The 23,810-nt window shown below is 46.4% G+C and carries 18 protein-coding genes, 1 tRNA gene and 1 pseudogene; all 20 read right to left on the reverse strand.

Features of this window, described 5'->3' with window-relative positions; genetic code table 11:
• Positions 1-2: 2 nt before the first annotated feature.
• The 20 genes and pseudogenes from HV352_RS18660 to proA all read right to left on the reverse strand — a co-directional run bounded on the left by HV352_RS18660 (position 3) and on the right by proA (position 23,802).
• The gene (locus HV352_RS18660; protein ID WP_181634972.1) at positions 3-2,312 is read right to left on the reverse strand and encodes a TerB N-terminal domain-containing protein; all 2,310 of its coding nucleotides are present in this window, start codon (positions 2,310-2,312) and stop codon (positions 3-5) included.
• A gap of 369 nt (positions 2,313-2,681) precedes the next feature.
• A complete protein-coding gene (locus tag HV352_RS18665; RefSeq protein ID WP_181634973.1) occupies positions 2,682-3,602 on the reverse strand; it encodes a hypothetical protein in 921 nt (306 codons plus the stop codon).
• A 69-nt stretch (positions 3,603-3,671) separates the two neighbouring features.
• Entirely contained in the window at positions 3,672-4,199 is a 528-nt protein-coding gene (locus tag HV352_RS18670; RefSeq protein ID WP_181634974.1) for a hypothetical protein, read from the reverse strand.
• 11 nt (positions 4,200-4,210) lie between these two features.
• A complete protein-coding gene (locus HV352_RS18675) occupies positions 4,211-4,768 on the reverse strand; it encodes a hypothetical protein (protein WP_106875799.1) in 558 nt (185 codons plus the stop codon).
• A 481-nt stretch (positions 4,769-5,249) separates the two neighbouring features.
• Positions 5,250-7,940: a TOPRIM and DUF927 domain-containing protein gene (locus HV352_RS18680; protein WP_181634975.1), complete on the reverse strand. Its 2,691-nt coding sequence runs from the start codon at positions 7,938-7,940 to the stop codon at positions 5,250-5,252.
• A gap of 76 nt (positions 7,941-8,016) precedes the next feature.
• Positions 8,017-8,199 (reverse strand): annotated as a pseudogene (locus HV352_RS18685) (AlpA family transcriptional regulator); the annotation flags it as partial.
• A gap of 120 nt (positions 8,200-8,319) precedes the next feature.
• Positions 8,320-9,246 carry a hypothetical protein gene (locus HV352_RS18690; protein ID WP_181634976.1) on the reverse strand — a complete coding sequence of 309 codons (927 nt, stop codon included), beginning with the start codon at positions 9,244-9,246 and terminating at the stop codon, positions 8,320-8,322.
• A 130-nt stretch (positions 9,247-9,376) separates the two neighbouring features.
• Positions 9,377-10,591, reverse strand: coding sequence for an integrase arm-type DNA-binding domain-containing protein (locus tag HV352_RS18695; protein WP_107180007.1), 1,215 nt, complete (start codon positions 10,589-10,591; stop codon positions 9,377-9,379).
• Positions 10,592-10,756: 165 nt separating this feature from the next.
• A tRNA-Thr gene (locus HV352_RS18700) sits at positions 10,757-10,832 on the reverse strand.
• Between the two features lie 165 nt (positions 10,833-10,997).
• Positions 10,998-11,342: an isoprenylcysteine carboxylmethyltransferase family protein gene (locus HV352_RS18705; protein ID WP_236550284.1), complete on the reverse strand. Its 345-nt coding sequence runs from the start codon at positions 11,340-11,342 to the stop codon at positions 10,998-11,000.
• 313 nt (positions 11,343-11,655) lie between these two features.
• Positions 11,656-13,104, reverse strand: a complete 1,449-nt coding sequence (locus HV352_RS18710; protein ID WP_181634978.1) for an EAL domain-containing protein — start codon at positions 13,102-13,104, stop codon at positions 11,656-11,658.
• A gap of 342 nt (positions 13,105-13,446) precedes the next feature.
• Positions 13,447-13,920, reverse strand: coding sequence for a hypothetical protein (locus HV352_RS18715; RefSeq protein ID WP_137367225.1), 474 nt, complete (start codon positions 13,918-13,920; stop codon positions 13,447-13,449).
• Positions 13,895-14,626: a winged helix-turn-helix domain-containing protein gene (locus HV352_RS18720; protein ID WP_137367224.1), complete on the reverse strand. Its 732-nt coding sequence runs from the start codon at positions 14,624-14,626 to the stop codon at positions 13,895-13,897. The genes HV352_RS18715 and HV352_RS18720 overlap by 26 nt, the downstream gene beginning before the upstream one ends.
• A 144-nt stretch (positions 14,627-14,770) precedes the next feature.
• Positions 14,771-15,466 carry a fimbria/pilus periplasmic chaperone gene (locus tag HV352_RS18725; protein ID WP_016155772.1) on the reverse strand — a complete coding sequence of 232 codons (696 nt, stop codon included), beginning with the start codon at positions 15,464-15,466 and terminating at the stop codon, positions 14,771-14,773.
• Entirely contained in the window at positions 15,463-17,079 is a 1,617-nt protein-coding gene (locus tag HV352_RS18730; RefSeq protein ID WP_181634979.1) for a fimbrial protein, read from the reverse strand. The genes HV352_RS18725 and HV352_RS18730 overlap by 4 nt, the downstream gene beginning before the upstream one ends.
• Before the next feature lie 4 nt (positions 17,080-17,083).
• Complete coding sequence (locus tag HV352_RS18735; protein WP_181634980.1) at positions 17,084-19,576, reverse strand: CS1-pili formation C-terminal domain-containing protein; 2,493 nt, start codon at positions 19,574-19,576, stop codon at positions 17,084-17,086.
• A gap of 58 nt (positions 19,577-19,634) precedes the next feature.
• Positions 19,635-20,312 carry a hypothetical protein gene (locus tag HV352_RS18740; protein ID WP_094761451.1) on the reverse strand — a complete coding sequence of 226 codons (678 nt, stop codon included), beginning with the start codon at positions 20,310-20,312 and terminating at the stop codon, positions 19,635-19,637.
• A gap of 53 nt (positions 20,313-20,365) precedes the next feature.
• Positions 20,366-20,953 (reverse strand): common pilus major fimbrillin subunit EcpA, encoded by a 588-nt coding sequence (locus tag HV352_RS18745; RefSeq protein ID WP_016151870.1) that lies wholly within the window; start codon positions 20,951-20,953, stop codon positions 20,366-20,368.
• 595 nt (positions 20,954-21,548) lie between these two features.
• Entirely contained in the window at positions 21,549-22,268 is a 720-nt protein-coding gene (locus HV352_RS18750; RefSeq protein WP_103283507.1) for a Crp/Fnr family transcriptional regulator, read from the reverse strand.
• A gap of 280 nt (positions 22,269-22,548) precedes the next feature.
• Positions 22,549-23,802 (reverse strand): glutamate-5-semialdehyde dehydrogenase, encoded by a 1,254-nt coding sequence (gene proA / locus HV352_RS18755; RefSeq protein ID WP_181634981.1) that lies wholly within the window; start codon positions 23,800-23,802, stop codon positions 22,549-22,551.
• Positions 23,803-23,810: the final 8 nt, after the last annotated feature.

Below are 23,810 nucleotides of genomic sequence, written 5' to 3' on the forward strand. Positions count from 1 at the left end.
CACTATCCCTCTAATTCTTTGGCAATTTCCAGGTCAACCCAGATATCATCATCGGCATCGTCCAGTACTGGAGCATCAACTACCGCATAGGACCAGTCATTGATCACCTCAAGCGCACCGCCGAGCATCAAATTCAAATTTCCGCACAATTCTGTCGCCTCTTTTCGGGACCACTGTTCTTTCTCCAGCAAACTGCGATAAAGCTGGCTATGTGCGGAGTCAAGCCCCCCCGCCTCCGTTGATGAGGCTGGAGCACTTTCTGGCTCTTCCGGTTCTTCTTCGGTGAAAATTGTGTTCAGCAATTTGCGAACATCATCCGTGGCAGATTCGTGGCGGGCAAGTACATTAGCATCCAGTGTGAACCCAGCTGCTGTCTGATCAGTTGGTACAGACGAGACGAGATCATGTTCAGCTGCGGAATGCTGATGGATATTGCTCGAGACAGATGAGGGATCCAGCCCCAAACTTGAATAAATCTTCTCAAGCTGTTTGATTTCGGCAGGCGCTATCGTCCCATCCGAACAGGCAACACTAACGATAACCTTACCCACAGCAGCTTTTTCCGCGGCCCCCATCAACTCAATCCTGCTTTTCATTCCTGTCATATTGGCTGGGGTATGAAGTTGCCACGTTAAATACGCATGTAGAGAACGTTTTTCATCATCGGTGAAGCCAGGATTGTTGTTGATGGCATTCTCAAGCACTTTCTGTTCAGCTTGATCAAGAGAATCGTCAATCAAGGCGACCATCGCCCCTAATCTGAGCGTCATTACGGCTGAGATAAATTCAGGAGAAGGTGAGAAGCGTCCATCTTCGGCGGCAGGGAATAGAACAAGTGTCCCATCAACATCCGCCTTCACATGGTGATAATACGGGTCAGGTGCCAGACCGTAACCCATCTTCAGAGCAAAGGCCTGCATCAAATCGGCCTCTTTTTTATTGATCTTATTGGGGCAACTGGCATTCATATGTGCCCAAAAGTCAGCAACTGAGACTAACCCCTCCTTGACGAGGATCGCCTCATCAGCCCAGCGTTTGAATGAGCTTAATATTTTTTCTGCGCTTTCATTAACGATCTCTGAAGGGAGCAACATAATTGCAGCCGTATCATTGACTGACGTACCTTTCCTACCAAGGTAGCGACTATAAGCATCAAGTTCATCCGTACATATGTCGGCAAGAGCCATAATTTTCTGGACAGGGCTCTTCAACGCACTTGGATCAGGCAGGTCGGGAACAGGAAGTCGAACACCTCGCAAACTAGGACTTGCTGGTGTGTAATCTAACCTTAGACGCGTTTTATTCGCCTTAACGACCATCCCTTCACCATATTTGAGGGTGTAACGCCGTTTGAAAAGCGCAGCAAACTCTTTAGCACAGCGGCGAGCTGGGGTACGCAGCGAATACTCGGTGTGGTTTATTACCCAGTTCAACGCCAGTTCAGCTGATACAGGAACTCCTTCATGTACAGTTTTTGCCAGAGCCAGCTTAAATTGCATGCTGTTGCTGAAACCTGAATTGCTATCGAGCTCAGTGGCTAAGCCCATGTTCGGGCGAAGAATAGACATGGCTTCGAGTAATTGGGTCGAATATCCACGGAAGGAGCGGTTCTCAATGAATACCGATCTTAACCGAGCGACTTCATTGAATAGATTACGGAACTCAGCATCAGAGAATTTTGGGTCAGTGGAATCTACGAGCGCTTTTCTTTCCAGGCCGTAGAGGTAGATAAAAACATAGCCGATAGGACACGATGGATCAGACCTATCGCTGGCAAGCCAACTGACATACGCACCGCGTGCTTCTGGGGAAAGAGAGGAAAAACTGGGCCAGTATCCTAATGAGCTGTCCTCGTAAAGATAAGAAGTAGGTTTTATCTTACATGTGTCATCAATTAATGATGCCTCATTTCCATCGTCATAATAGCCGCCTGATTCCTGACCGGAGGACTTCATACGTTGCCCCACGTAAATGTGGCCACCGCTAATTGCTAAACCAGCTACAGTTATCATCTCACCCGGAAGTACCCATCGAGCTAGTGCACCTGCTGACTTTGAGGTGTTCCGGTAATGATTGGTTGTCACCCGAAGTTCAACACCCCGGCCACCGCTCAATGTAAAAGTTGCAAGGTTATCGTCTTCACTATCATCGTTTCGCACAACCGCCTCTTTTTTCTTGATGTCAGCGAGCCATTCTTTTGGCGGTGCTTTCACGGGGCTTGAAGCATAAGACTTTGGAGATTTACGTTTTTTCTTTCTAAAAAACAACAAGTAAATGACTAAAATCGCCGCCAGAAACTTCAATAACTCCATGATATACAACCTTAAAATCATTCTTCACGCCCACTCACAAGCAGCAATGAAGGTTGGGCAAGTAGATTAATCTCAAAATAATACGTCTAAATCGCAAGGGTTCAAACCAAAATGCAATCAAAATTAATTTATTGATTTAAAGGAAAATGATTATTGATTAAGCATGCTTTTCAAGCAGAAATTTTGAAGGCATGCGAATGCTTGTGGGTCATTCGTATCAGAATGAAATTGAATTGGTTCTGCATAAACATACGGGTAGCTGTTACATGGATGCAGAACCGGCGGCAATTATCTTTATCTATTTGCTGTCAGAACTGACTCTACTAATGGGAAATGAGCTCACCGACGGCAAACCGTGCAGAATGCATTTCATGCTCCAGTCACACGAACAAACCACACAGCAAGTTTCTGTATAAAATTCCTACGCTGGTGGCGTTCAACTTCTTGAGCGCGGATTTCCTCTTGTTCCTTTTGTCTCTGATTGGTTAGCAGCGTCGGATTTCTCTGCATAAATTCTCGGTAGGCTGATTCGGCAATGAGGGCATCCCCTGCAATAGCGACAGCGGTAGCCTTGAAGCTTGCCGCCCACGATCTGAAATCTCTGGCTGATTTCATGATGCGAGAGACTTGAGACTGTTTAAGACCAGATTGGAGCCTATTTGCCTGAACAAATATCTCCATCGATTCTGTCCCAGCGCTAGCAGGGAACATCCAGCCTAAATGCCCATTACCTTGCAGATAAAAATCATAGTTGGCGTACCGCTGCGATAGCTTCTTAACCTTACCTGCAAATTCTTTTTCTACTGTGGCTAACGCAACGAGTGTTTTCGTTCGCTTTGCAACGGATTCTTCTGGGCCTGCCAGCAACCCCTGTTCACTTCTCAGCCTCTGAAGAGCCTTCCCGAGCGATTTCACATCACTGGCCATAGCATCAATTGAGTCAGACATCTGCTTCGCATGAGTGTTGTGGAGCGATAGCCATTTTTCGTAATCCGTAACGTCAGCACACCCTGCGAAGAGTATCTTTTCACTGCTGTACATTTGGGAATAATGCATGAAAATTTTTACCGACAGCTCACACGCTCGACAATAACGCTGAAAGCGAGAACTCTGTAACCGGCTTACCATCGCATCGGAAAACAGCTGACACTGCATTTCATCCCAAAGCTCCCCATCCTGGGTTTCCATTACTGGAACGGGAAAGTCACCTTCTCTCTTTCGTATTTCATCAAAATATTGTTGCCTGACGTGCAAAAGCCCGCAAAAAGCTGCTGTAGTTATTTTCATCATAAATAATTGGTCTTTTTAATATGCTGCAAAAATGCAGCATCTAATGATGCTGTTACAACTCGCCCACTCTTAATTGAGGGAATGTCTTTTCATGATTAAAGGATTAGCCAGACGTCGGAAGATCTTCCGATACTGCCAGAATAATCGGTCAAACTCTGTTTCATCTGGCTGTTTGTGAATGAGCATTAGCCGCTTAAGACCATAGAATTCCTTCACCAACTTTTCGTGGCTCAATATCCGGTCATGCTCAGCGGTAATCTGATAACACTCCTCAAGCGCCCAGGCTCCCAATTTACGCCAGAACGCATTATTAACTGGCATGAGCTGAACATCGTAGGTTTTTAGCTGGTGGGCTACAAATGCCTGTGGTAATTCACCTATCGCCTTCTGATGCTGAAAATCATACGACCGCCAGACCCGCAAACGTATCTGATCTGGTTTAGGGTACCACCAGACTATTAGATATGCAGTACAATGCTCACCAGACGGAGCATCCAGATACACTACATTTCGATGAGTTTCTGTGCGCTTCAATAGCCGATATCCAAGCGGGACTTCGTATCCTTCCAGATCATAATCTTCATATTTCCTAATCAAGATAGCCTACCTCAGGCTCTGGCCAGTGCTTCCTCAACCTGATCCATTCTCCCCAGAATGCCCGTACAGGCGTAAGGGAAAAGCTCCAGTGACTGCCGTAACTCTGTTTCGCTGCTGACCTCCCGAAGATAAGATTTTTCTTCGCGATCAAACAAAATGAGTACCACACCAAATCGCCTTTTCAACCGCCTGGCAATGCATTCCCAGTACTCAAGATCGTCACGGTAATTGATAGCGATGCATTCAGTCCTCAATACCCATTCCATAAAGGCCGTTTGAGTTCCACGTGGACACTTACGTTCAGACTGGTCATCCTGCCAGGCATGAATTTTCAATGCTGTGGGTAATCCTGGAATAAATGTGTCAACCTGCCTCATATGGAACCGGCAGACAATTTGCGGTTCTTCACCAAGATTGACCAATGCAAACTGGCTACCATCTGTACGCATATACCATTGTCGCCAGGCTGCGGTATCCACTCCAGGGATTTGAATTTCATACACGCCTCTTTCAAAAAAATCTGTGGTTTCATCCACCAGCGATCTTTTTCTGATTTCATTTAATTCCATGCAAGGCTCCTTTTGCCTGTTGTCCTTTTTTATCTATACAAGCTAAAAACCTTACACACCAGGGATTTTTATATATTTAAAAATGGTTCCGTTCCATATATGGAACAAATGATGAAGCATATTTTAATCATTTAATCTGTGACATCACTTATAAGGTAAAAATAAAACAAGAGGGAACAACCGTTATATTTAATCCAGTAAATATCAACGTAGAAGGTGTGGTTCAGTCGGGTCAGTTGGATTAAACCCTGAAGACATTGCTATTACTGGCATTTGTTGAACCACATTGAGTTGGGTCTGTGGCTCAACGTCAGGTACCCGTGGTTCATCATCTTCTGGAAGTTGGTTCAATCACATCATAGTTGGTTCCGTGTGGTTCAATTTTTCGACGTAAATGCCTGTGGGGCATAGGCACAAGAAATTGATACCGACGAACCTACTGAACCACAACCTTCAATGTCAGAATCTCACGTAAATAATCTTACTTCTCTGGCCGAAACCTAATTTCAAAGACACGCGCTTGTCTGCCATTAACACGAGGGGATTTCTTCATATATCCCCTGTCGATTGTCGGAGGGATCAGCATCCCGGCCTCAATCAACACCTCACAAACTTGCTTGTAATTGAATCCCTTCGCCATCTCGTTTTTGAATGTTTCAGGAAAGACATAAAAGGTCAGTGGGTCGTCCTCATGGTTTCCCCTTTGTCTGTAGCCCGCTAAATCCCTGATTGGCAACGCGACAGGGTCAAACGGTAACGGCGCAAATCGGCTAAGTCCATAAGCATTCAGGAATGCTTCAACCTGCTCAATAATTTGCTCTCGTTCTTTATTTCCGGAACCAAAAGTATCCAGCCATGCGTCATAACAGTGCCGAACCGCCTCAATACATGCCTTTTCATTCCAGCCCGTAAGCGTTCGACTAAGCAGCAGAGCCGCTTCAAGGATCGCAAACCTGGAACCCACTCGATGTACTTGCTCGCCATGTTCAGCAGGGATTTGGTTACGCCAGCGCAGTTCACATTCGCGAACGACGTCAATCGCCTGCTGCTGGTGGTCCACTAACCATTTGATCCACTCTCGACCAGCTGTCCCATAGCTGTTTTGATAGCCATTTTTCAATGCGTCGGCGTGTTGCTTCCCAGTCTCATATTCATGGAAGCAATTGGCCTTACTCAACGGGATATTGAGCAATCGTACAAGTTGGCCAGCTTTCGTCTTATGCCCCGCCGCCGAAATGAAGGTTTCAAGATCCATCTCCCCAGTGCTAATGGCAACTGTTCTCCAGCGCTTAAGGTCACGGTTCCCACCTTCTTTAGCGCCCTGCAGTTTACCCACGCCGTTGAACAGCGCGTAGGCACTTTGAGACACACTAACCGGGTCAGCTCCTTGGCCAACTTCATCCAGTGACATCAGGCCATCATTATGCGCAGAGGCTTCATTAGCCAGACCCAGCGAGGTCCCATACCACGTAAGCCGCAGAAGATCAGGGCAGCCATACAAACTGCTGGCCACATTCGCCGTGGTGGTCTTGCCTGCACTGGACTGTGCATAGAAATGAAGTCCAAATCCATCCGCCCCACACAGACCAAGAAGTGGTGCGGCAAAGGCCGCGCCGATGGCTGTCATCATGCAATGATTTCCCACTGCCAAATGTGCAACATCTCTACGCCAACTTTCAATCGTCCCTTTGCAGATATATCCAGAGGTTGTAGAGCTACGCCCGCTAAATAAAACCGGAGTTTCGGGAGAGCCGATAATCTCTCCGTCCGCCATGATATAGGCACCATGTTGCCACCCAGTGGCATGGGATATAAGCCAAAGTGTTTCTGGATAATTGCGCTGGAGCCAGTCAGCAAGCGTCGCACGCAAACCACTTTTTGCGGTAATATTAACGCCACCTTTTTTCAGCACTCTCCATCCTTCCTTTTCGCCAATGTCAGCTAAAGGGATCGCTTTTATGGTAGGCAAATCCGAGCCAAAAGCAGTCCAGCGGATAATCAGGTACAGCTCGTTTCCATCAGTACCTATTCCAACGACTTCCATCGGTGAGGATAACCAACTTTCCTGGAGAGTGATTTCGCCGCTGTCTTTGTCCACCTTGGGTACCACCCAGAAAATGCCATCCCGACGAGACTCAACGCGAGCTTTAAGTGGATCGTTTTCAGTGGTACAGACTTCCGACTCAACGTTGTGCTTGAGAGCCGGTAACATTGCTTTCGGCTGATATTGAACAACTGAGCCGTCGAAATCTGCAGAAGCTTTATCAAGCCCAAACCGCTGGTGGTAGTCATTCCAGTCAGCTTTGTAATCCACTGGCGGGAGAGCTATCCACCCCTCTACAGCTGCAGCGGCTTTTTCCGCAGCGGCTAACCCGACATTAGGCTGCCCATCGCCCTGCCAGTCGTTATCAGCTGCGATGATGATTCGACTGTTCGGGTACTTGCGACGCATAGCCTGCGCTACAGGTGTCAAATTTCCGGCATCCAGACCCACTACGACCATGGAATCTGGCTGCATGAGTTGGACAGATAACCCCGTTGCAAGCCCCTCGCAAACGACGATGTCACTCCCCACATCAGCGGTACTCAGGGCGTACCATGCCCCCCTTTTGGCTGACCCTGGAAGAAGCTTTTTTTCGCCGCTTATTGTGATGGACTGAGCGGCCACTACGCTTTCAGTCTCATTCACCAGAGGAAGCAGCAGCGTACCATCGGGGAGCACCAGAAAACGCCCATCATTCAGCCCCTTCGCGGCCAGGTACTGGCTTTGCCCTGGCAGGGCTTTCGTAACCATTACCTGGTATTTCGACGTAAAACGCTGGCGACGGATTTCAGCTTCCTGATGTCCCTTTTGCCGGTAATAAGCTATTCCGTCCGCGCGAGAGCTATTGGCATGATTCAGCACAGAAGCGACCTGATTCGCAGCCTCTGTCGCGCTAACCTGGTATGCCTTTTGGACTAAATCGAGCCCGTCACCCGCCCCGCATTGATTACAGATATGTGCGCCACAGCCTTGATCGTCAAATCGAAAACGGTCTGTACCACCACAGACCGGACAGGCTGAATGTTTACTCGGAGAACCTGGCACTTTGATGCCAAGGCTTTGCAACACGAACGGCCATTGTCCCGAAGCTGCCTGAACCACCTCCCGGATGTTATCGATACTACGCATTTTTCACCCCTACATTTCCACAGTTGAGGGATGCGTTCACAGCGTGTGATTTGATTCCCGGGAGATAGATACCGTTACGGGACTCTTCGATGCGTTGATCGATCCAGTCATCGATTTCGCTCTCGACAAAAGCGATAGCGCGAGTACCGATCTTCACGGCAGAAGGAAAACGCTGCTGACTCATCAGGCGATAGATCCAGGCCTTGCTGTAGCCGGTGCGACGTTGTACTTCGGGTAAGCGGATAAAGGAATGGGACATGATTGACTCCAGTTGATGTTGAGTTATCTGGAGTCATTTCAAACAATTAAAATGCTGTGATCCACCACGCTGCAGCGCAGAATGTACACTCTGCGTCGCAGAGGTACGGTTTACGTTGTTTCACCATTTAATCTGATGGTGCTTCGCGTGCAATAAAATCCAGTTCCTGACAGTTATGAGAGAGTTGTGATACCCCTGTTCTTCAAGCCAACGCTGATAGTGTTCTGCAGCCTTCATAGCACTTTTGAAGTTTGCCCTATTTTTGAGCCAATCATCGCAAACTAGCTGAGAGGCCTTACGGTTTCTGGCATGCTTCGCATCTGTAGCTTTCTTTGAAGAAACCTTCTTTTCATTCTTAAGGGCCGACAAATCGTTATCTGCCAAGATAAGTTGATGCTCAAGCGCAGCTCGTTTTTCCTCAAATGCCTCAAGCTTTTGTTGCTGTGCCGTCACAGCTTCAGCCTGGCGGGAATAACCCATTGCTTTCATTGCGTTCATCGCAGGTTTAACGATGAATGACATATCACTAAGAGTGATAGTTGTATCAGGATTGTCATCCTGAAAAGGGTTGGGGTAGACCGCATCGGCGATAAGCAAAAGAGCCATTGCGGAGAAGTATTCAGCTGGCTCTGCATCAATAAACCCTTCAGAAGATTCGTTATCCACGAACCATTCAATGATTTCGTTGAGCACCTCAACATTATCAAGGTCGTATATATCAAGATCGTTATCGTCGCCGACAAACTCAAGAAATTCACCATAACGATTATGTACATAGGCGAATGGATACAGCTCATCACCTTCCCAGCGAAAGTACGCTATGTTTTGGCGGACTTCAGTTTCAAGCCGTTGGATCTCCTTTTCCCGCTCTTCCTGCCAGTAAACATCAATCAAATCCATGATCAAATTTTGAACGTGAATGACCTGAGAATTTGTTCTTTTTTTACGCGACAAGATCCGTCGGGCATGGTTTGCAATCTCGTTCAATGCCGTAATTGGGTAAGTAGGAATAGAAAAATCTAAGGGAAGAGTGTGTTGTTCAGACATGGTTACGTCAGCTACGCCATCTTTGATAGGGAGCTATGCCAACCCGCAAATGCATTACTGTGGCATAGCCCTGTGTTTTATACGTCTACTGCAGTCTACTCTTTTTTAGTTAAAACACTTATCCGAGCAGCTAAGCTGACTTTCCGAACCTGCCATGGACGAGATTTCCATTCTTCTCAAGGCTGTCTATGTAATCCGCATACCACTGCAACATCTCCCTGCGACCTTCCAGATACTGAGCGTGATTATAGGTACCACGAATCGAGTTTTTATCGACGTGTGCAAGCTGTGTTTCAATCCAGGCGGTGTTGTATCCCTGCTCGTGGAGGATGGTACTCATGGTATGTCTGAAGCCGTGGCCAGTAACACGACCGGTATAGCCAATACGCTTAAATACCTGATTGATACTAGCTTCACTCATGGTCTTTCGTGGGTCATTACGACCCGGAAAAATCAGAGGATAACGCCCCGTCATTTCGCGGATGCGCTCAATGATGGTTAGTGCCTGTCTGGATAAAGGCACAATATGTGGGCGGCGCATCTTCATACGTTCTGCCGGGATGATCCACACCGCAGATTCTGTGTCGATTTCTTGCCATGTAGCACCTCGTAGTTCCCCCGTTCTTACGCCAGTGAGAATCAATAAGCGCGCGGCCAAAACGATTAAAATACTGCCCGAGTACTGGGAAAGAGACTCGAAAAATGCCGGAAGCTCGGAAGTGTTCAGGAAAGGATAATGGTTGGACTCGTGTCCTTGCATTGCACTGGTAAGATCAGGGGCTGGATTGTATTCGGCTCGACCAGTAACGATCGCATAGCGGAAGACCTCGCCACAGCGCTGTCTGACCTTTTTTGCCTTCTCTGTTGCTCCCCTGCTTTCCATGCGGCGAAGCACATTCAGTAATTCGAGTGGTTTGATGTCCGCAATAGGCTTTTTGCCGATGTAAGGGAACACGTCTTTGTTGAAAGCTTCCATAATGTCCGAAGAATATCCTTCAGACCATTTATAAAGCTTGCTGGCATGCCATTCACAAGCGATTTCCTGAAAGGTGTTTCGGACACTAGCCTCTCGGGCTAGTTTCTCTTCTCTCTTCGCTACATTGGGGTCAATCCCACCAGCAATGCCCCTTTTAGCCTCTTCACGTTTAATACGAGCTTCAGCCAAAGTCACGTCGGGATAAACCCCAAGAGCAAGCAACTTCTCCTTACCGGCAACACGGTACTTAAGTCGCCAATAGCGTTTTCCATTAGGGTTAACCAGAAGGTAAAGTCCACCGCCATCAGAGAGTTTGTAAGGCTTATCTTTTGGCTTTGCGGTATCAACCTGGCGGGCGTTAAGTTTCACTGGGGGTATCTCCATAAGACCGAACAGCATATACCCCCGAATGTACCCCCATATACATGTAGATTTTGGGGTGTGCCAGTAGACGTCAGAATACAATCGAGAGCTGGAAGGTGCATATTATAAGGGGTTTCAGTGAACTTGAGTAGACTTTGAGAGATGCTTGAATGGTGCCGATAATAGGAGTCGAACCTACGACCTTCGCATTACGAATGCGCTGCTCTACCAACTGAGCTATATCGGCCCTGAAAAGGACATGTCCACGAATGTGAGCACGGGGTAGAAGGTTAAAACTAACCGGGCGATGCGTCAATGGCCTTGCGAATCAAACGCCTATTTTTGCATCATCCGGTTTCAATTACGCACGAATCGTGTCGTTACAGGCATGCTTATACGCGGTCGGGTATTACTATAACCAGCGGCGAACGTGTTGTTCATAGCGCTCCCATTCCAGCCCGAAATGTTTTCGCAGTTGTTCCTCTTCAAAATCGATATGCAATCTGGCAACCGCCAGCATAAACACCGGTACAGCCAGTACTCCAGTCAGGCTACCGATGTAAAGAGCAAAGGCCAACTGGATTCCACTCATACCAAGGTAGATCGGGTTGCGGCTCCAGGCATAACATCCGCCGGTAACAAGCGTGGTCGATTTATGTGCATGCAGCGGATTCAGGGTCGTACGTTTCATCCGCATCTGCCACGCGGTATGCAATATCACCAACAGACAAACGCCGGCCAGCAATGCGCTTATCACGATATTCACCCCGCCGAATGTGAAACGCGGACTCGCCGTCAGCACATCCGCAACGAGAAAAAGTACTAAGATAAGAGGCGGCGGAAACCAGACTCTTAATTTTGTTAGGAAATGACGCATGGCCAGGAACTCACCTCGGTATCGGTTTAATTAACGCTGATACCGCTATAAATACCCCGTATTAGATACATAAACAAACGATGCTTCACTCACAACAGACTGTCGCCTTCACCAGACAGGCGGGAGTTGTCGTACTCACCTCGACAAAAATACCAGCATCAGAGGCATCCGCCCCTGATGTTCCCGAAAGGCTTTACGTTGAGAAAGTAGAATCCGACGCTGATTCAAAAAAATCTAAAGACTGCTTGTAGTAACGCATAAAATCATCAAACGTCACTGGCGGTAAAAATTGATAACCCTGCAAGTAATCAACATTATTTTTCCCCAACCATTGCTGCTGGTAGCCATATTCAACGCCCTCCGCCACCATGCGTAACCCCAGGAGTCCGGAAAGGTGAATGATTGACTCGAGCATAGGGATATGTTGCTCAACTTCTTTAATAGCTTTGATAAACGTTTTATCAATTTTTATAACATCCAGGTCTAACTCATTGAGATAGCAAAGGTTAGCGTATCCCGTCCCAAAATCATCTAAAGCAAACAGAACCCCTCTGTTTCGCAACGATCGTATCAGCTCTTTGATTGCAGGAGTAATAGTGAGAGTCTGGTTTTCAGTTATTTCAATCATCAATTTTATCGGTAGCCTTTGCGTTATTTCCATAAAATTAAGACACTCCCAATAAAAGACGGGGTTACTTAAACCTGATGGGCTCACATTAAAGGAGACGAATAAAGTTTTATTGAAATCCTCGCTTCCGTCGACCAGATTACGCGCGACGGTGTTCATTAAATAGCTCGTTAACTCATTCATTAAGCCACTTTTTTCAGCCAGGGGTATAAACTCACGCTGAGAAATAGCATAATTATCTCCCTGTGGCCAACGAGCCAAAACCTCAACACCACAGACATCTTCGTTGATATTTACGATGGGTTGAAAATAAGGAATGATCTCTTCATTCCTTATTGCCATACTCAGTCGACTAGAATCTGAGAGATCATATGCTTCGCCGTATATTACATTTTCACCAGAATGACTATTCGTCGGGGAACTCTCATGCAATAGATTATTCCTGGTTAAAAAAATGATAGTTTCATTAAAATGAGTAAATCCCAGACGAGCGGTAATTCGTTCCCGATATCGATACACTGACTTAATTGTTATCGAGTTAGCAATACAAAAATCGTGCAGTTTTTCCTTTGTGAAAGATGCATACAGCATTTCCTCTTCAAACTCAGTCAAATGAAACGTAAACATCGTTGAACCTTTAGTGACTTCCGCAACCTCATTGGGTGCCATTAGATTGGCTCTCAACTGAGAAATCAGTTGATCCGATAATTCCCGTCCATTAATAAATGCATACTCCTCGTATCCCCGATTAACAGAACGGGTTTCATTCATCCGAAGAATAATACAGTTTATATTGATAAACTGCGTGCTATTTCTCTGAAACCACTTCCTGACCAGGAATAAAGGTAACCGGTTATCGATCACCAGTAAACAGGATGGGTACCGTGGAATAATTGAATGTGAACCAGAAATAAATGTCCGCGCATCGACTAACACCAGATTTGGCAACCACGCTTTTATCCCTGAGAAAAGAAAAATATCATAACTGAGCAGAAAAACCTTTTTCGTATTCATAGTTACCACCAACTTAAATTTATGGCATAGCAGGTCCCTCGTTTTATACACGAGAGAATATACAACACCTTTAGCCTCCAACAATTACAATGCGGTCCGCGAATTAACTTTATCCGTAAGTCATATCACGTAGTTTCAGAATTTATAATCACGATTATCCATATGAGTATTACCATTAAATGTTAAGGCCATTTTAAATATTGAAAAAGGAAAACTCCTAATTCTTCACCAGTACAAATCCTTTTACTTATTTTCACTGCAAGACAAAACAAAAAACCACAAACACTAGCAACGACAAAATATAAAGCCACTAAAACCATAAGAATAACACATTATAGCTACTCATGCTGCCCGACAAACCATTAGCGTACGTCGCAGATCTCTGATCGCATAGACATTTTCGGTGATATGGATGACCTTATAATAGAAAATATCCTGTCGCGACATGAGTTGTTCGGTAACTTCATCAGGAACATTGTCATTTTTATTTTTAACAATAGCTACACGACGAGTCTGTAGGTAACCATCACGATCTTTACCAATAAAATTCAGGACAACATTACGATCTACAGCATAATGTTTACCCTGAATATTGAGGCTTCCTACCTGAGATACCCGCCCTTCGGTAGCAGAAGAAATACGAAAAACCAGCAGAACTTCACCTTCAATTTTTGCACCCTGAGTTTGCGCCTCCAGATGCAGGTAATTTTTGGCTGAGCAGGTCAGCGTCTCAGGTTCTTGATGGCGATATAAAAAATATGCTGTTATCGCTGCAAGAAAGATTGCCCCACTAATAAACAAAATTTTCACATTCACGGGCAACCCCTCCTTTCTCTAAGGTACAAATCCCCAGGAAATTCTCTCTAAGATCATTGTCGGCTGATAAATTATTATCATCATAAAAAACAATTGTTTTCTTGCCATCATGACAAGCCGCATTTACTTTTCGCCACATATCAGAAGATAAAAATGCTTTCGTTTTACCAGCATTATTGTCATCGGCAGTATAAAGTTCACAATCACCTATTGCCCTGATATAGATGAAATTTTTGGAGCTTGAATTAAGAGCTAAAAATATAAAAATAGCGCTACCAAGAAATGCAAATAATAAAATGAACAGAATAATATTTTTACGTTTTGGTCTTACGGATGAGTTTACCGTCTCAGTTACCGAACGCACGGGTTCATCTACACAGGAAGATGACGATTCATCGCTGATCGAAGCATGGAACAAAAATCCCTGCCGGGGCAGGGTTTCAATGGGATTACCCGCCCCCAGCTCACTAAATGCTTTTCGCAAAATACTGATACTTTTATTAAGGCTATGACCCGATGGGGCCATGCCATGCTTTTTCCACACTTCTTCAATGATAAACTCGCGGTGGACTTGTTGATTTTTATGGGCAATGAATAGCTCAAGTAGTCTCGCGGTAGACGCCGAAAGAATTATTGTAGTATCGCGATGTTTCAGGCTTTTTCTGGTGGAATCATACTCAACCTGATCATTAATTATACTTTTCATACTACCTGACTCTTAAATACCGTGATGTTGAGTACAAATGACCAAAGTTTCATCTGTGCCGAGCTGGTTACTGCATTGTATAAAGACAGTTACAGTATAGGTTCGATATCTAACCATGACATATCGGATCAGACTTAATGCTTACTATTGATTGAGTTTGAAGCACCCCTGACCTACTGGTATGTATTTCTGCAATGCAACGATAAATTTTCGGTTTTTTGATTTCAATTCGCTACTACGCCAGGTTTCACCCGGCAACACATAACGCATGGTGGCGTCATCATCGGTGGAGTTGCACCCCAGGTGTACGATGATTTTAAAAAAAGTATTCCCGGTGTTTTTCAGTGTGCCGTTTGCCTCATCAATGGTGTAGGCCAGATTCATTTTTCTCGGGCGAACAACCAATATGGTGTCCATAGCAATCACCGGGAGAGCCTGCCCACCTTTCCCTTGATTACGCTCGGTAAACAGCGTTATCGGCATTTCACGAAACAGAATTCGGTAATAGCGTTCTTTATCATCCTGGGGCCCACGGTAGAAAATCTTAAAAAACTCACTCGCCTGCGGAGCCAGTGAAAAATTCAGTGGCGTAAACAGAAGTTCGCCTTCAGCAATGGCACTTCTGTTTTCACCTCCCGGTCCCGGCTTATCAATTTTTACTGCGCCAATACTGTACAAATTCTGTTTCTGGCTATCGTTATAGATTCGTTTGCTGATAAATGATTTATCCGATGGCATCTCATAAATGGTCGACTCCAGGTAGACAGCCTGTGCGGAGAATACAGTCAGCCCGGAAAGTAATATAAATACCCATCTAAGCAGCAAACGGCAGCGGTTCATGGCGTCACTCCCACCCAATTCGCCGTGACTTTTATCTCTCCACTGGCACTGGCGACACCTTCCCAATCTGTACCGGAAACAGTTAACATCGAACGTGAATCGTTCATTGGGAAAAGCAATTTCAAATCAGTAGCATAGTAGCTTCCATCATCATTGTTATTTGCGTCCCAGGGCGTCTGTTGCCACTGCGCATCGCTCATATTAATTGCTGCTTCACTACAGCTATTTCGTTTCTGTACCACGCCCCCCGACTGACTGTTGTACTGCAGAAAGGCGGGGATTGGGACTGACAGCCCGCCTTGAGGGGAGGTAAACAGACAGTAAGGCACACTGTTTATCGTCGTACTTTCCCCGATAACTTGCGCGGTAATGCTATCAGCCTGACGAGGACCGGAGACTGTCACGGTGTAATCCATTTCTATAGGAGCGGCGTCGCCAATCGTGCCACTGCCGCTCGCAGAAGCGGTGTTGTCTGAAGAGACGATACTGATCCCATACTCCTTCGGCACAATATTGAGCTGTAGCGAAGGCGTAAACTGGTAGTACCCTGACTCTGGTGTTAAGCCATTATAAAAACCGAAGGTAAACGGTTGACTGTTAGTAATGCTGATTCCTGAATCGACGAGATTTTTCAGGAATGCTTTTGACAGAAAAATATATATGTACTCTCCAGAGGTCGTGAAAACGTTGTAATAAGCAGTTGAAGTACCATAGTTATACCAGTTTGAACCATTCCCGGAGTATCTCACGGTGGCCGGTCCAGGCGTAAAACCAAGCATCGCCGTGTCGACATAAGCGCGAAACGTCAGGGAGGCGGTCAGATTGGCGGTTTGTTGCAGGTTATAACTCACCATTTTGCAAATCACGCCGTCAGCGCCGCCCACCACGCCAAGCTCACAATAACCAGAGTCTTTGGTGATGCTCGGCGTACCGTCGCTGGCAACCCAAAGTTCCTGAAATGCATTAGTCGATACCAGTGACAGATGACCGCGTTTGGTTAACGTATAATTGACGTAATTCCATAATCCTGTTGATTGATCTTTGCAGCGTTGCCCGGAAGAATAATCATAATTCACGGAAGTATAACAACGGTTGAACACATAGGTTTCGCTGCTACCGGTAGGCACATTGCGAAAGTACTCATAGGCAGTATCCGTCAGGGAAGCGAATCCGTAGGCGCCACCAATAACGCCAGCGACAGATCCTACCTGCGCATGATAAAAACCGTTATTGTCAGTGCCTTGCCCGGCAATAAACCCAGTTGATGGACACTGGCTGCCGCTATAACACCGGATCCCCCGAAAAGGCCCGTTAATCGGGGAATTATCAATCCACATGTCCTGATAATAATTTCCTGGCGCAGTCCAGCCGACAAAACCTAAATACCCGAGACTCACCTGAGAGGTACCGTATTTTATCCACGTGTTTGACCCGCTGAAACGCGGATCGAGTGCCGAGGGGGTAATAAAGTATTCACTATCAATGGCATTTTCAATAAACAAATAGTTATTACTGACTGAGCCGGAAGATATTGCATTCAAAGCCAACGCAGGCGCAGGCGCAAAACTCCCCACGGCACAGATTACAGTAGCTAATTTAATTAATACTTTCATTTTATTACCTCTGCGCCATCGTGGTTTGCGTGGCACATTTCACATCACCAACCCACGCTGCGCCGCGTGCTTTTTCCAAATCGAGATCGGCTTCGCATAGGCTGCCATTGGCTGAAATTAACGTGATGACCGGATATTTCTTATCGATATCGATAGCAAACTCCCCTTTTTCATCCGTACGCGTTTTACCGATGTGATTATGAATATCGGTGTTTGCAGCCAACTGCCCATCGGGATAACGAATGCGCCCGAATACGGTGACCATACTTTTCACTTCAGGGTTGATAACACCCACGTTACCCGGATATAGCGTCAGTTCCTGTTTGCGCCCTGAAACAATATCAAAGCTGTCTTCAGAGTTTTTATCATTGAGGATCTCCAGCTTGTACTGAGCATAAGGCGGCAGTGCAATGAAATTTGATTTACCGCTGAGAAGATAATTTCGGTTATTAATCTTCGCAGCCAGTTTCCCTTCGCCGGTCAAATCGGTTTTCACAATAATGCCTGACCTTTGCCTCTCTTTACTCAGACCGAAATCTTTTCCTGCCCACGCCAGGGAACCTTGAGAAGAGAAGTTCATATTGGTGGAGTTGTCCGCGGAACGCGTTACCGATACGGTGCCAGCGTTATATTTCGTGTCATAACTCAGATTGCCGTTTACCGAATAATTATTGTCGTAATACTGCTCGCCACTCAGGCGTGTCGAAGCCGATAATCCGACCGATTTAATGGGGCCTTCAGCATACTGCTTGCGCGCGCTGAGATTACCCTGAGTGCTGCCATAGCGATCCCGGGAGACGCCCATGCTCAACCAGGACGCCAACGGCAACGATAAATCCAGGCTGACATAACGTTCCTGTCGCCCATCGTCATTCCGGTTATTGTAGTAATAACGCTGAATACCTGCGCGCAGCCCAACCGTGGCATACCTGCCTGAATAAAGGGTCGTGCTGTAGTCCAGGTTACGGTATTTATTTCCCGAGTAGCGATTCTCCGTCTGACTCACGGTAAGCGAGCCGCCATGAGGAATAAACTTCCCGAGGTTAAGAGTGCCACCAATGGAATAATTGTCACGCTCCTGCATGGGCAGACGGTCGCCAATTTTACTGTCTTCACGAGATGCCCAAAGGGAGCCATATCCCTCAGGGACATTGAGATTGATATTACTGATGTTTCGCCATGACGAATCATTCGCTACCAGCGTCTGATTGCCAATGCTTACGTATTCATTCACATTGAGCGTGACATCCGTTTCATTAACCGCATTGTTGCCAAAACCGTAGAGCGTAGATTTCAGGCCCAGCCCCGACAATATCGCCAGCGTCACCGATGCGGCACCGCCGGCAATCCAGGTCTGCTCATTGCCTAAATCCTGATAGTGGTTTCGCTTATAACTCACACGGTCATAATCCAGTGAGCCACCAAACAGTTGCCATGAGAGCTGATCAATTCCGGCTGCCTGCTGGCGGGCAAAGATTTTATTGACCCGACTAATTCGACTATTAATTGTCCGGCCATTGACCACGATATCTACCGTGACGTCATAAACACCATACGGGAAACGACTGGTATCAATTTCATAGCTGCCCATATTAAAGTTCTGTACGCTGAGCAAACGCCCGTCACGAATTACATGAACCTCGCCAGCAGCTGGCAGAAATACGGTAATTGGCGTAAGCGAAAGCGAGGTATTCTCAACAACCGTACTTCCTTTGTTTCCGTAGCTTACGCCGTAAATTTTCCCACCATTCAGCGCATTCAGGCTGGCAATAGACTGGACATTCCAGGTGTCGAGCATCCCGAGCGCCAGTCGATACCCGTCATAATCACGCTCATACATCGCGCGATAGAGTTTACTGGTGCTGTTGCTGTCGCCTATGCCGTAAAACGAACCGTTAATGTTGACATGGTGTTCACGCAGCGATGTTGTATTGTCCATCGTCAGATAGCTGCGGGTACTGCTGCCGTTATGATAATCGTTGTAGTAGGTGCCAAAGTTATAGTTCAGGACGTTAGAGAGAGTCTCCACGCTGGAAGGTCCAAGCAGGCTGCTGCGTGCGACAATCGCTTCAGTTAACGCATCTTTGCTGACAATCATCTCCAGGTGAAATGAAGAGACGTTGAGTTGCAGGCGTGCATCATCCGATAGCTCGATATTGGTGTTATCGTGAAACTTCACATCACGAATTTTTTCCACCAATGCGCGGGTTTTTCCAGATAACACGGCATTATTGGGCAATTCAGCAAGAGTCAGGGCTTTAACTGTAATATTGCCATCAACAAGCGAAATCACCGCATCGGCAACTTTTTGCTGACTTTTCTCGTCAGTCTCGTTGTAACGAATATATACCGGCACCGTCATTCCCTGCTCCAGTGAACGGGCGAAAGCGCTGGGAATAACGTAATTACCCACTTTTACTGGGGCTGCATGTGAAAATCCTGGTGTCAGCGCAAGAAAAAGACAAATGCTACCGCCGACAATATTTGTTGTTGTCATATGCATCCTTACATTCCGGTAATTTTATTTATCCCGTACAGATGGCTGCTATTGACCATCACTTCACTGTAATAAACTGCTTACCGTGCCAGATACCGATGCGTGAACGGCTATTACTAATGTCGGTAAACTGTAATTTTATTTTTGTACCCGGCATAATGTAATAACGTTCGCGACAGCCTCGTCCCCGCTCGCGAGCCTTATCTTTACAAGCCCCATAAGCGATCACACGAAATGAAACATTGCCGGTATTGGTAATAACATCGCCATTTCGGCTATATTCAAAACGTTCCTTGCGCGGCGCGACTACCAGAATAGTGCCAATTTCAGCCGACGCTGTTGCAACAGCCATTTTATTCGCCCGGGTTTCCGCGCTCTCGGTGACCGGCTCATCGATCCACTGCAGACGATAATAACGTTCGATATCATCTGCAGGTCCTTTATAAAAGAAACGAAAAACATCCTTCGCCTGGCCTGGAAGAATAAGATTGGCAGGTGTAGAGAGTAATTCTCCGGAATTAACGGGCTTTATTTCGATTCCCCCGGCCAAAGGTGATGACAATTGTTTTACCGAAACACTGACATAACGCGCCGCATCTGTCGTATTGATAATTTCTTTCGATAATGAACTCTCAGCAGAAGTCATGATCGATGTAATTTCACCAACATTAATTGCCCATCCGGGAAAAGATGCTACTAACCCTACCAACATCGCTGCCGGTAAATATTTTTTCATGACACCATTCCTGATAAATTCGGGAGAACAAATTCTCCCGAATTTTTTATTACTTAGGCAGACGGAGTCGTCCAGGTTGCATTGAACTGTACTTTTACATCGCCAGTCCAATAGCCGTCTGGCAGTGCAGAGTAATCTGCTACTGTCTGACTACCATCAGAAGTCGCTGACGCGATGGTGAATTTGAAGTTGGATTGATCGCTGACACGAGCGGCACCGTTATAAGCGCCATCTGCCATCAGGCTTTCAAGACCAGAAGTGGAGCTGGAGTTAACAAGGACAGTATCTGATGAATTAGTCAGCGCAGTGCCATTCCATGCCACCCCTACGTTCAGGGTAGAAGCATCACCACTGGCGTTGGTCAGAGTGTTGCTAATAATCTGAGCAGTCAGCTCAAAATCAGTTGCCGTCTCCTGACCCTGAATCGTCACATCAAAAGCACCGTCCTGAGAGTTGAAGGCATTCAGCCCTTCAGCATACTGGAAAGTTAAAGAGTTCAGCGGGGTGACAACCAACATGCTGGTGGTATCTTTTGTTGCCGTCGCGTCCCACGAGGCAGTTGCAGAAGCAGTAACATCTGCCATTGCATTTGCTGCAACAAATACAGAAGCCAGAGAGGTTACTAATAATAATTTTTTCATTTTATCTTCTCCTAAGAACAAACTCACCACCGAGTCTTATTATTAAGTCACTCCAGCGGTTCCATTAATTGCGAGCCAGAATTGCCGCGCCAAAAAATTATCATTTGAATTAAGTAACATCTCAACAAACCCTGAAACGCAAAAATTACAAAAAACTAAGAATTTTCCCGTAAAAAACATTGCCTAAGAAGTTTCCTAAGACATAATCACTTAAAAAACATCCATTTTCAGAATCATTAACCACCCAGATAAGCAAAATCAAACAATTCATCTTTTTTATGTTTTTGATAAATATCAAAAAGATCATACAAATAACATCAGAGCAAAACCCTTACAAAACATAAAGATAATTAACATCTCCATATTCTCTCTATAATGCTTATTATTTGTTGCAATTATGCTAATTTTTTAACTTCACAAGAAAATTCTCATAAAATATTTATTTAAGGGGGAATATTCTTATAAAAATAGCGCTGACCTGTAGGATTATTATTCGAATTGATAATTATTTCACATAAATAAAACCAGGAATTTTCCATATAAAATGAATATTCCTGGAATATCAAGAGATAAATAACACACGGCAAAGATAGCGTTAGCTGAAACCTTTTAACCCCAAATAACTATTAATTGTTACCGTACGGACCCGATGTAAGCTAATCAACTTTTGTTGTTCGAGGGATTTTAATGAGCGGCTAACGGTTTCAATTTTAAGATCGAGATAACTGGCAATTTCCTCCCGCGAGAATGGCAAGCGAAGCGTCGTTTCTGGCCTGCCAATACGTAAATGCATTTCGTAAAACTCCACGAGGAAAGCAGCGATTCTGGCCTCAGCATGTTTATTGGCATAACGCCGTAGTTTTTCAACAATGAATCCATTGTCCCTGCAGAGAAACTTGATGACTGCCGCTGCAACCGACGGCTCCTTTTCTGCTGCCTTGAACAACCGCGCAATATCGATATGACATACCTCCGCAGCCGTTGCAGCCTTGATCGTTGTCAGATACTTACCCCCCTCAACGGCATCCAGCGCCATGATATCTCCCGGAAAATAAAAGCGACTGATAAAATCGTTATCACCACATTCCACGCTGGACGTGCAGTACCCCTCGTGAATCACAAAAAGCATGTCTGCGGCTTCATCCTGCCGGGCGAGTATCTCCCCCGCTTTAAACTTCCTTCTTTTGTCTATTAATCGGTATTGATTATCACGATCAATCGCCGCGCCCTTTGGACACAGTGAACAATGGCGGGGGGGAAACGGGTTGCCGAGCGGCACAACAGGAATGCTATGTTTGTGAATATCCGATTTCACGCAACAACTCCTCATAAAAATGAGACTGATTCTAATAGATCGAACCATGGGAACAATACGTGAGCTACAGACCCAGAAAATTCATGCTGGCAGGGAAAATTCTGTGATACGTCGTCTTTCAACGCCAGGGAGCGCATGGGTAAAAAACAGACTGATGCGGATGATGATAAAACGCAGGATAGAAAACAAATACGGTAGCGGGGTAAAGGGTAGAATTAACCGGGCAATGCCTTAATAGACTTTAAAATCATAGGCCTATTATGGCATCGCCCGTTTTCAATTACGCACGAATCGTGTCGTCACCGAAGCCAACCCACTTATAGGTGGTCAGTGCTTCCAGACCCATTGGGCCACGCGCGTGCAGTTTTTGCGTACTCACAGCCACTTCCGCCCCCAGTCCGAACTGGCCGCCATCGGTAAAACGAGTAGAGGCGTTAACGTACACGGCAGAAGAGTCCACTTCATTCACGAAACGATCGGCGTTACGCAGGGTGCGCGTCAGGATGGCATCGGAATGCTGGGTCCCATGCTCGCGAATGTGGGTGATAGCATCGTCCAGATCGGTAACGATTTTCACGTTCAGATCCAACGACAGAAACTCGTCGTCATACTCTTCGGTTTTCACCGCAACCACGTTAGCGGGCCCTGCCTGCAATGTGGCCAGCGCGATGTCGTCGGCATGCAGCGTGACGCAGCTTTGTGCCATCTGCTGGCTCAGCGCAGGCAGAAAACGCGCAGCGATATCCTGATGCACCAGTAGGGTTTCTACGGTGTTACAGGTGCTCGGACGCTGGGTTTTGGCGTTGACGATAATCTTCAGCGCCGGGTCGATCTCCGCGCTATCATCAACATAAATATGACAAACCCCAATGCCGCCGGTGATGACCGGGATAGTCGACTGCTCACGGCACAGCTTATGCAGACCCGCGCCACCGCGAGGGATCAGCATATCAATGTACTTATCCATACGCAGCATTTCAGCGACCAGCGCGCGGTCCGGGTTATCTATCGACTGCACGGCTGCAGCGGGTAAACCACAGGCTTCCAGCGCCTTTTGGATAACCGCCACGGTTGCCGCATTCGTCCGGTACGTCTCTTTCCCACCGCGCAGGATCGCCGCATTACCGGTTTTCAGGCACAGGGAAGCAACGTCAACGGTGACATTTGGACGCGCTTCATAAATCACGCCAATCACGCCCAGCGGAACGCGACGACGTTCGAGACGCAGGCCGCTATCCAGCAGACCGCCGTCAATCACCTGCCCGACCGGGTCGGCGAGATTACATACCTGACGCACATCGTCGGCAATCGCTTTCAGACGCGCCGGAGTCAGCGCCAGGCGGTCGAGCATTGCTTCGCTCAGGCCGTTGGCTCGCGCTTGCTCAACATCTTGTACGTTCGCGCTGAGGATGCTTTCCGTTTGCGCTTCCAGCTCATCAGCTATCGTTTCCAGTACGCGGTTTTTTTCGCGACTGGAGAGCAGCGCCAGCTTGTATGACGCAGCTTTGGCAGCAATGCCCATTTGTTCCAGCATATGCCTGT

The organism is Citrobacter sp. RHBSTW-01044 (assembly GCF_013781945.1).
Taxonomy (GTDB): Bacteria; Pseudomonadota; Gammaproteobacteria; order Enterobacterales; family Enterobacteriaceae; genus Citrobacter; species Citrobacter braakii.

Coding starts and splice junctions, on each gene's coding strand:
- HV352_RS18740 (WP_094761451.1), bottom strand. CDS start 20,312: ATGAAAAAATATTTACCGGCAGCGATGTTGGTAGGGTTAGTAGCATCT.
- proA (WP_181634981.1), bottom strand. CDS start 23,802: ATGCTGGAACAAATGGGCATTGCTGCCAAAGCTGCGTCATACAAGCTG.
- HV352_RS18675 (WP_106875799.1), bottom strand. CDS start 4,768: ATGGAATTAAATGAAATCAGAAAAAGATCGCTGGTGGATGAAACCACA.
- HV352_RS18660 (WP_181634972.1), bottom strand. CDS start 2,312: ATGGAGTTATTGAAGTTTCTGGCGGCGATTTTAGTCATTTACTTGTTG.
- HV352_RS18690 (WP_181634976.1), bottom strand. CDS start 9,246: ATGTCTGAACAACACACTCTTCCCTTAGATTTTTCTATTCCTACTTAC.
- HV352_RS18735 (WP_181634980.1), bottom strand. CDS start 19,576: ATGACAACAACAAATATTGTCGGCGGTAGCATTTGTCTTTTTCTTGCG.
- HV352_RS18725 (WP_016155772.1), bottom strand. CDS start 15,466: ATGAACCGCTGCCGTTTGCTGCTTAGATGGGTATTTATATTACTTTCC.
- HV352_RS18710 (WP_181634978.1), bottom strand. CDS start 13,104: ATGAATACGAAAAAGGTTTTTCTGCTCAGTTATGATATTTTTCTTTTC.
- HV352_RS18745 (WP_016151870.1), bottom strand. CDS start 20,953: ATGAAAAAATTATTATTAGTAACCTCTCTGGCTTCTGTATTTGTTGCA.
- HV352_RS18665 (WP_181634973.1), bottom strand. CDS start 3,602: ATGATGAAAATAACTACAGCAGCTTTTTGCGGGCTTTTGCACGTCAGG.
- HV352_RS18720 (WP_137367224.1), bottom strand. CDS start 14,626: ATGAAAAGTATAATTAATGATCAGGTTGAGTATGATTCCACCAGAAAA.
- HV352_RS18680 (WP_181634975.1), bottom strand. CDS start 7,940: ATGCGTAGTATCGATAACATCCGGGAGGTGGTTCAGGCAGCTTCGGGA.
- HV352_RS18730 (WP_181634979.1), bottom strand. CDS start 17,079: ATGAAAGTATTAATTAAATTAGCTACTGTAATCTGTGCCGTGGGGAGT.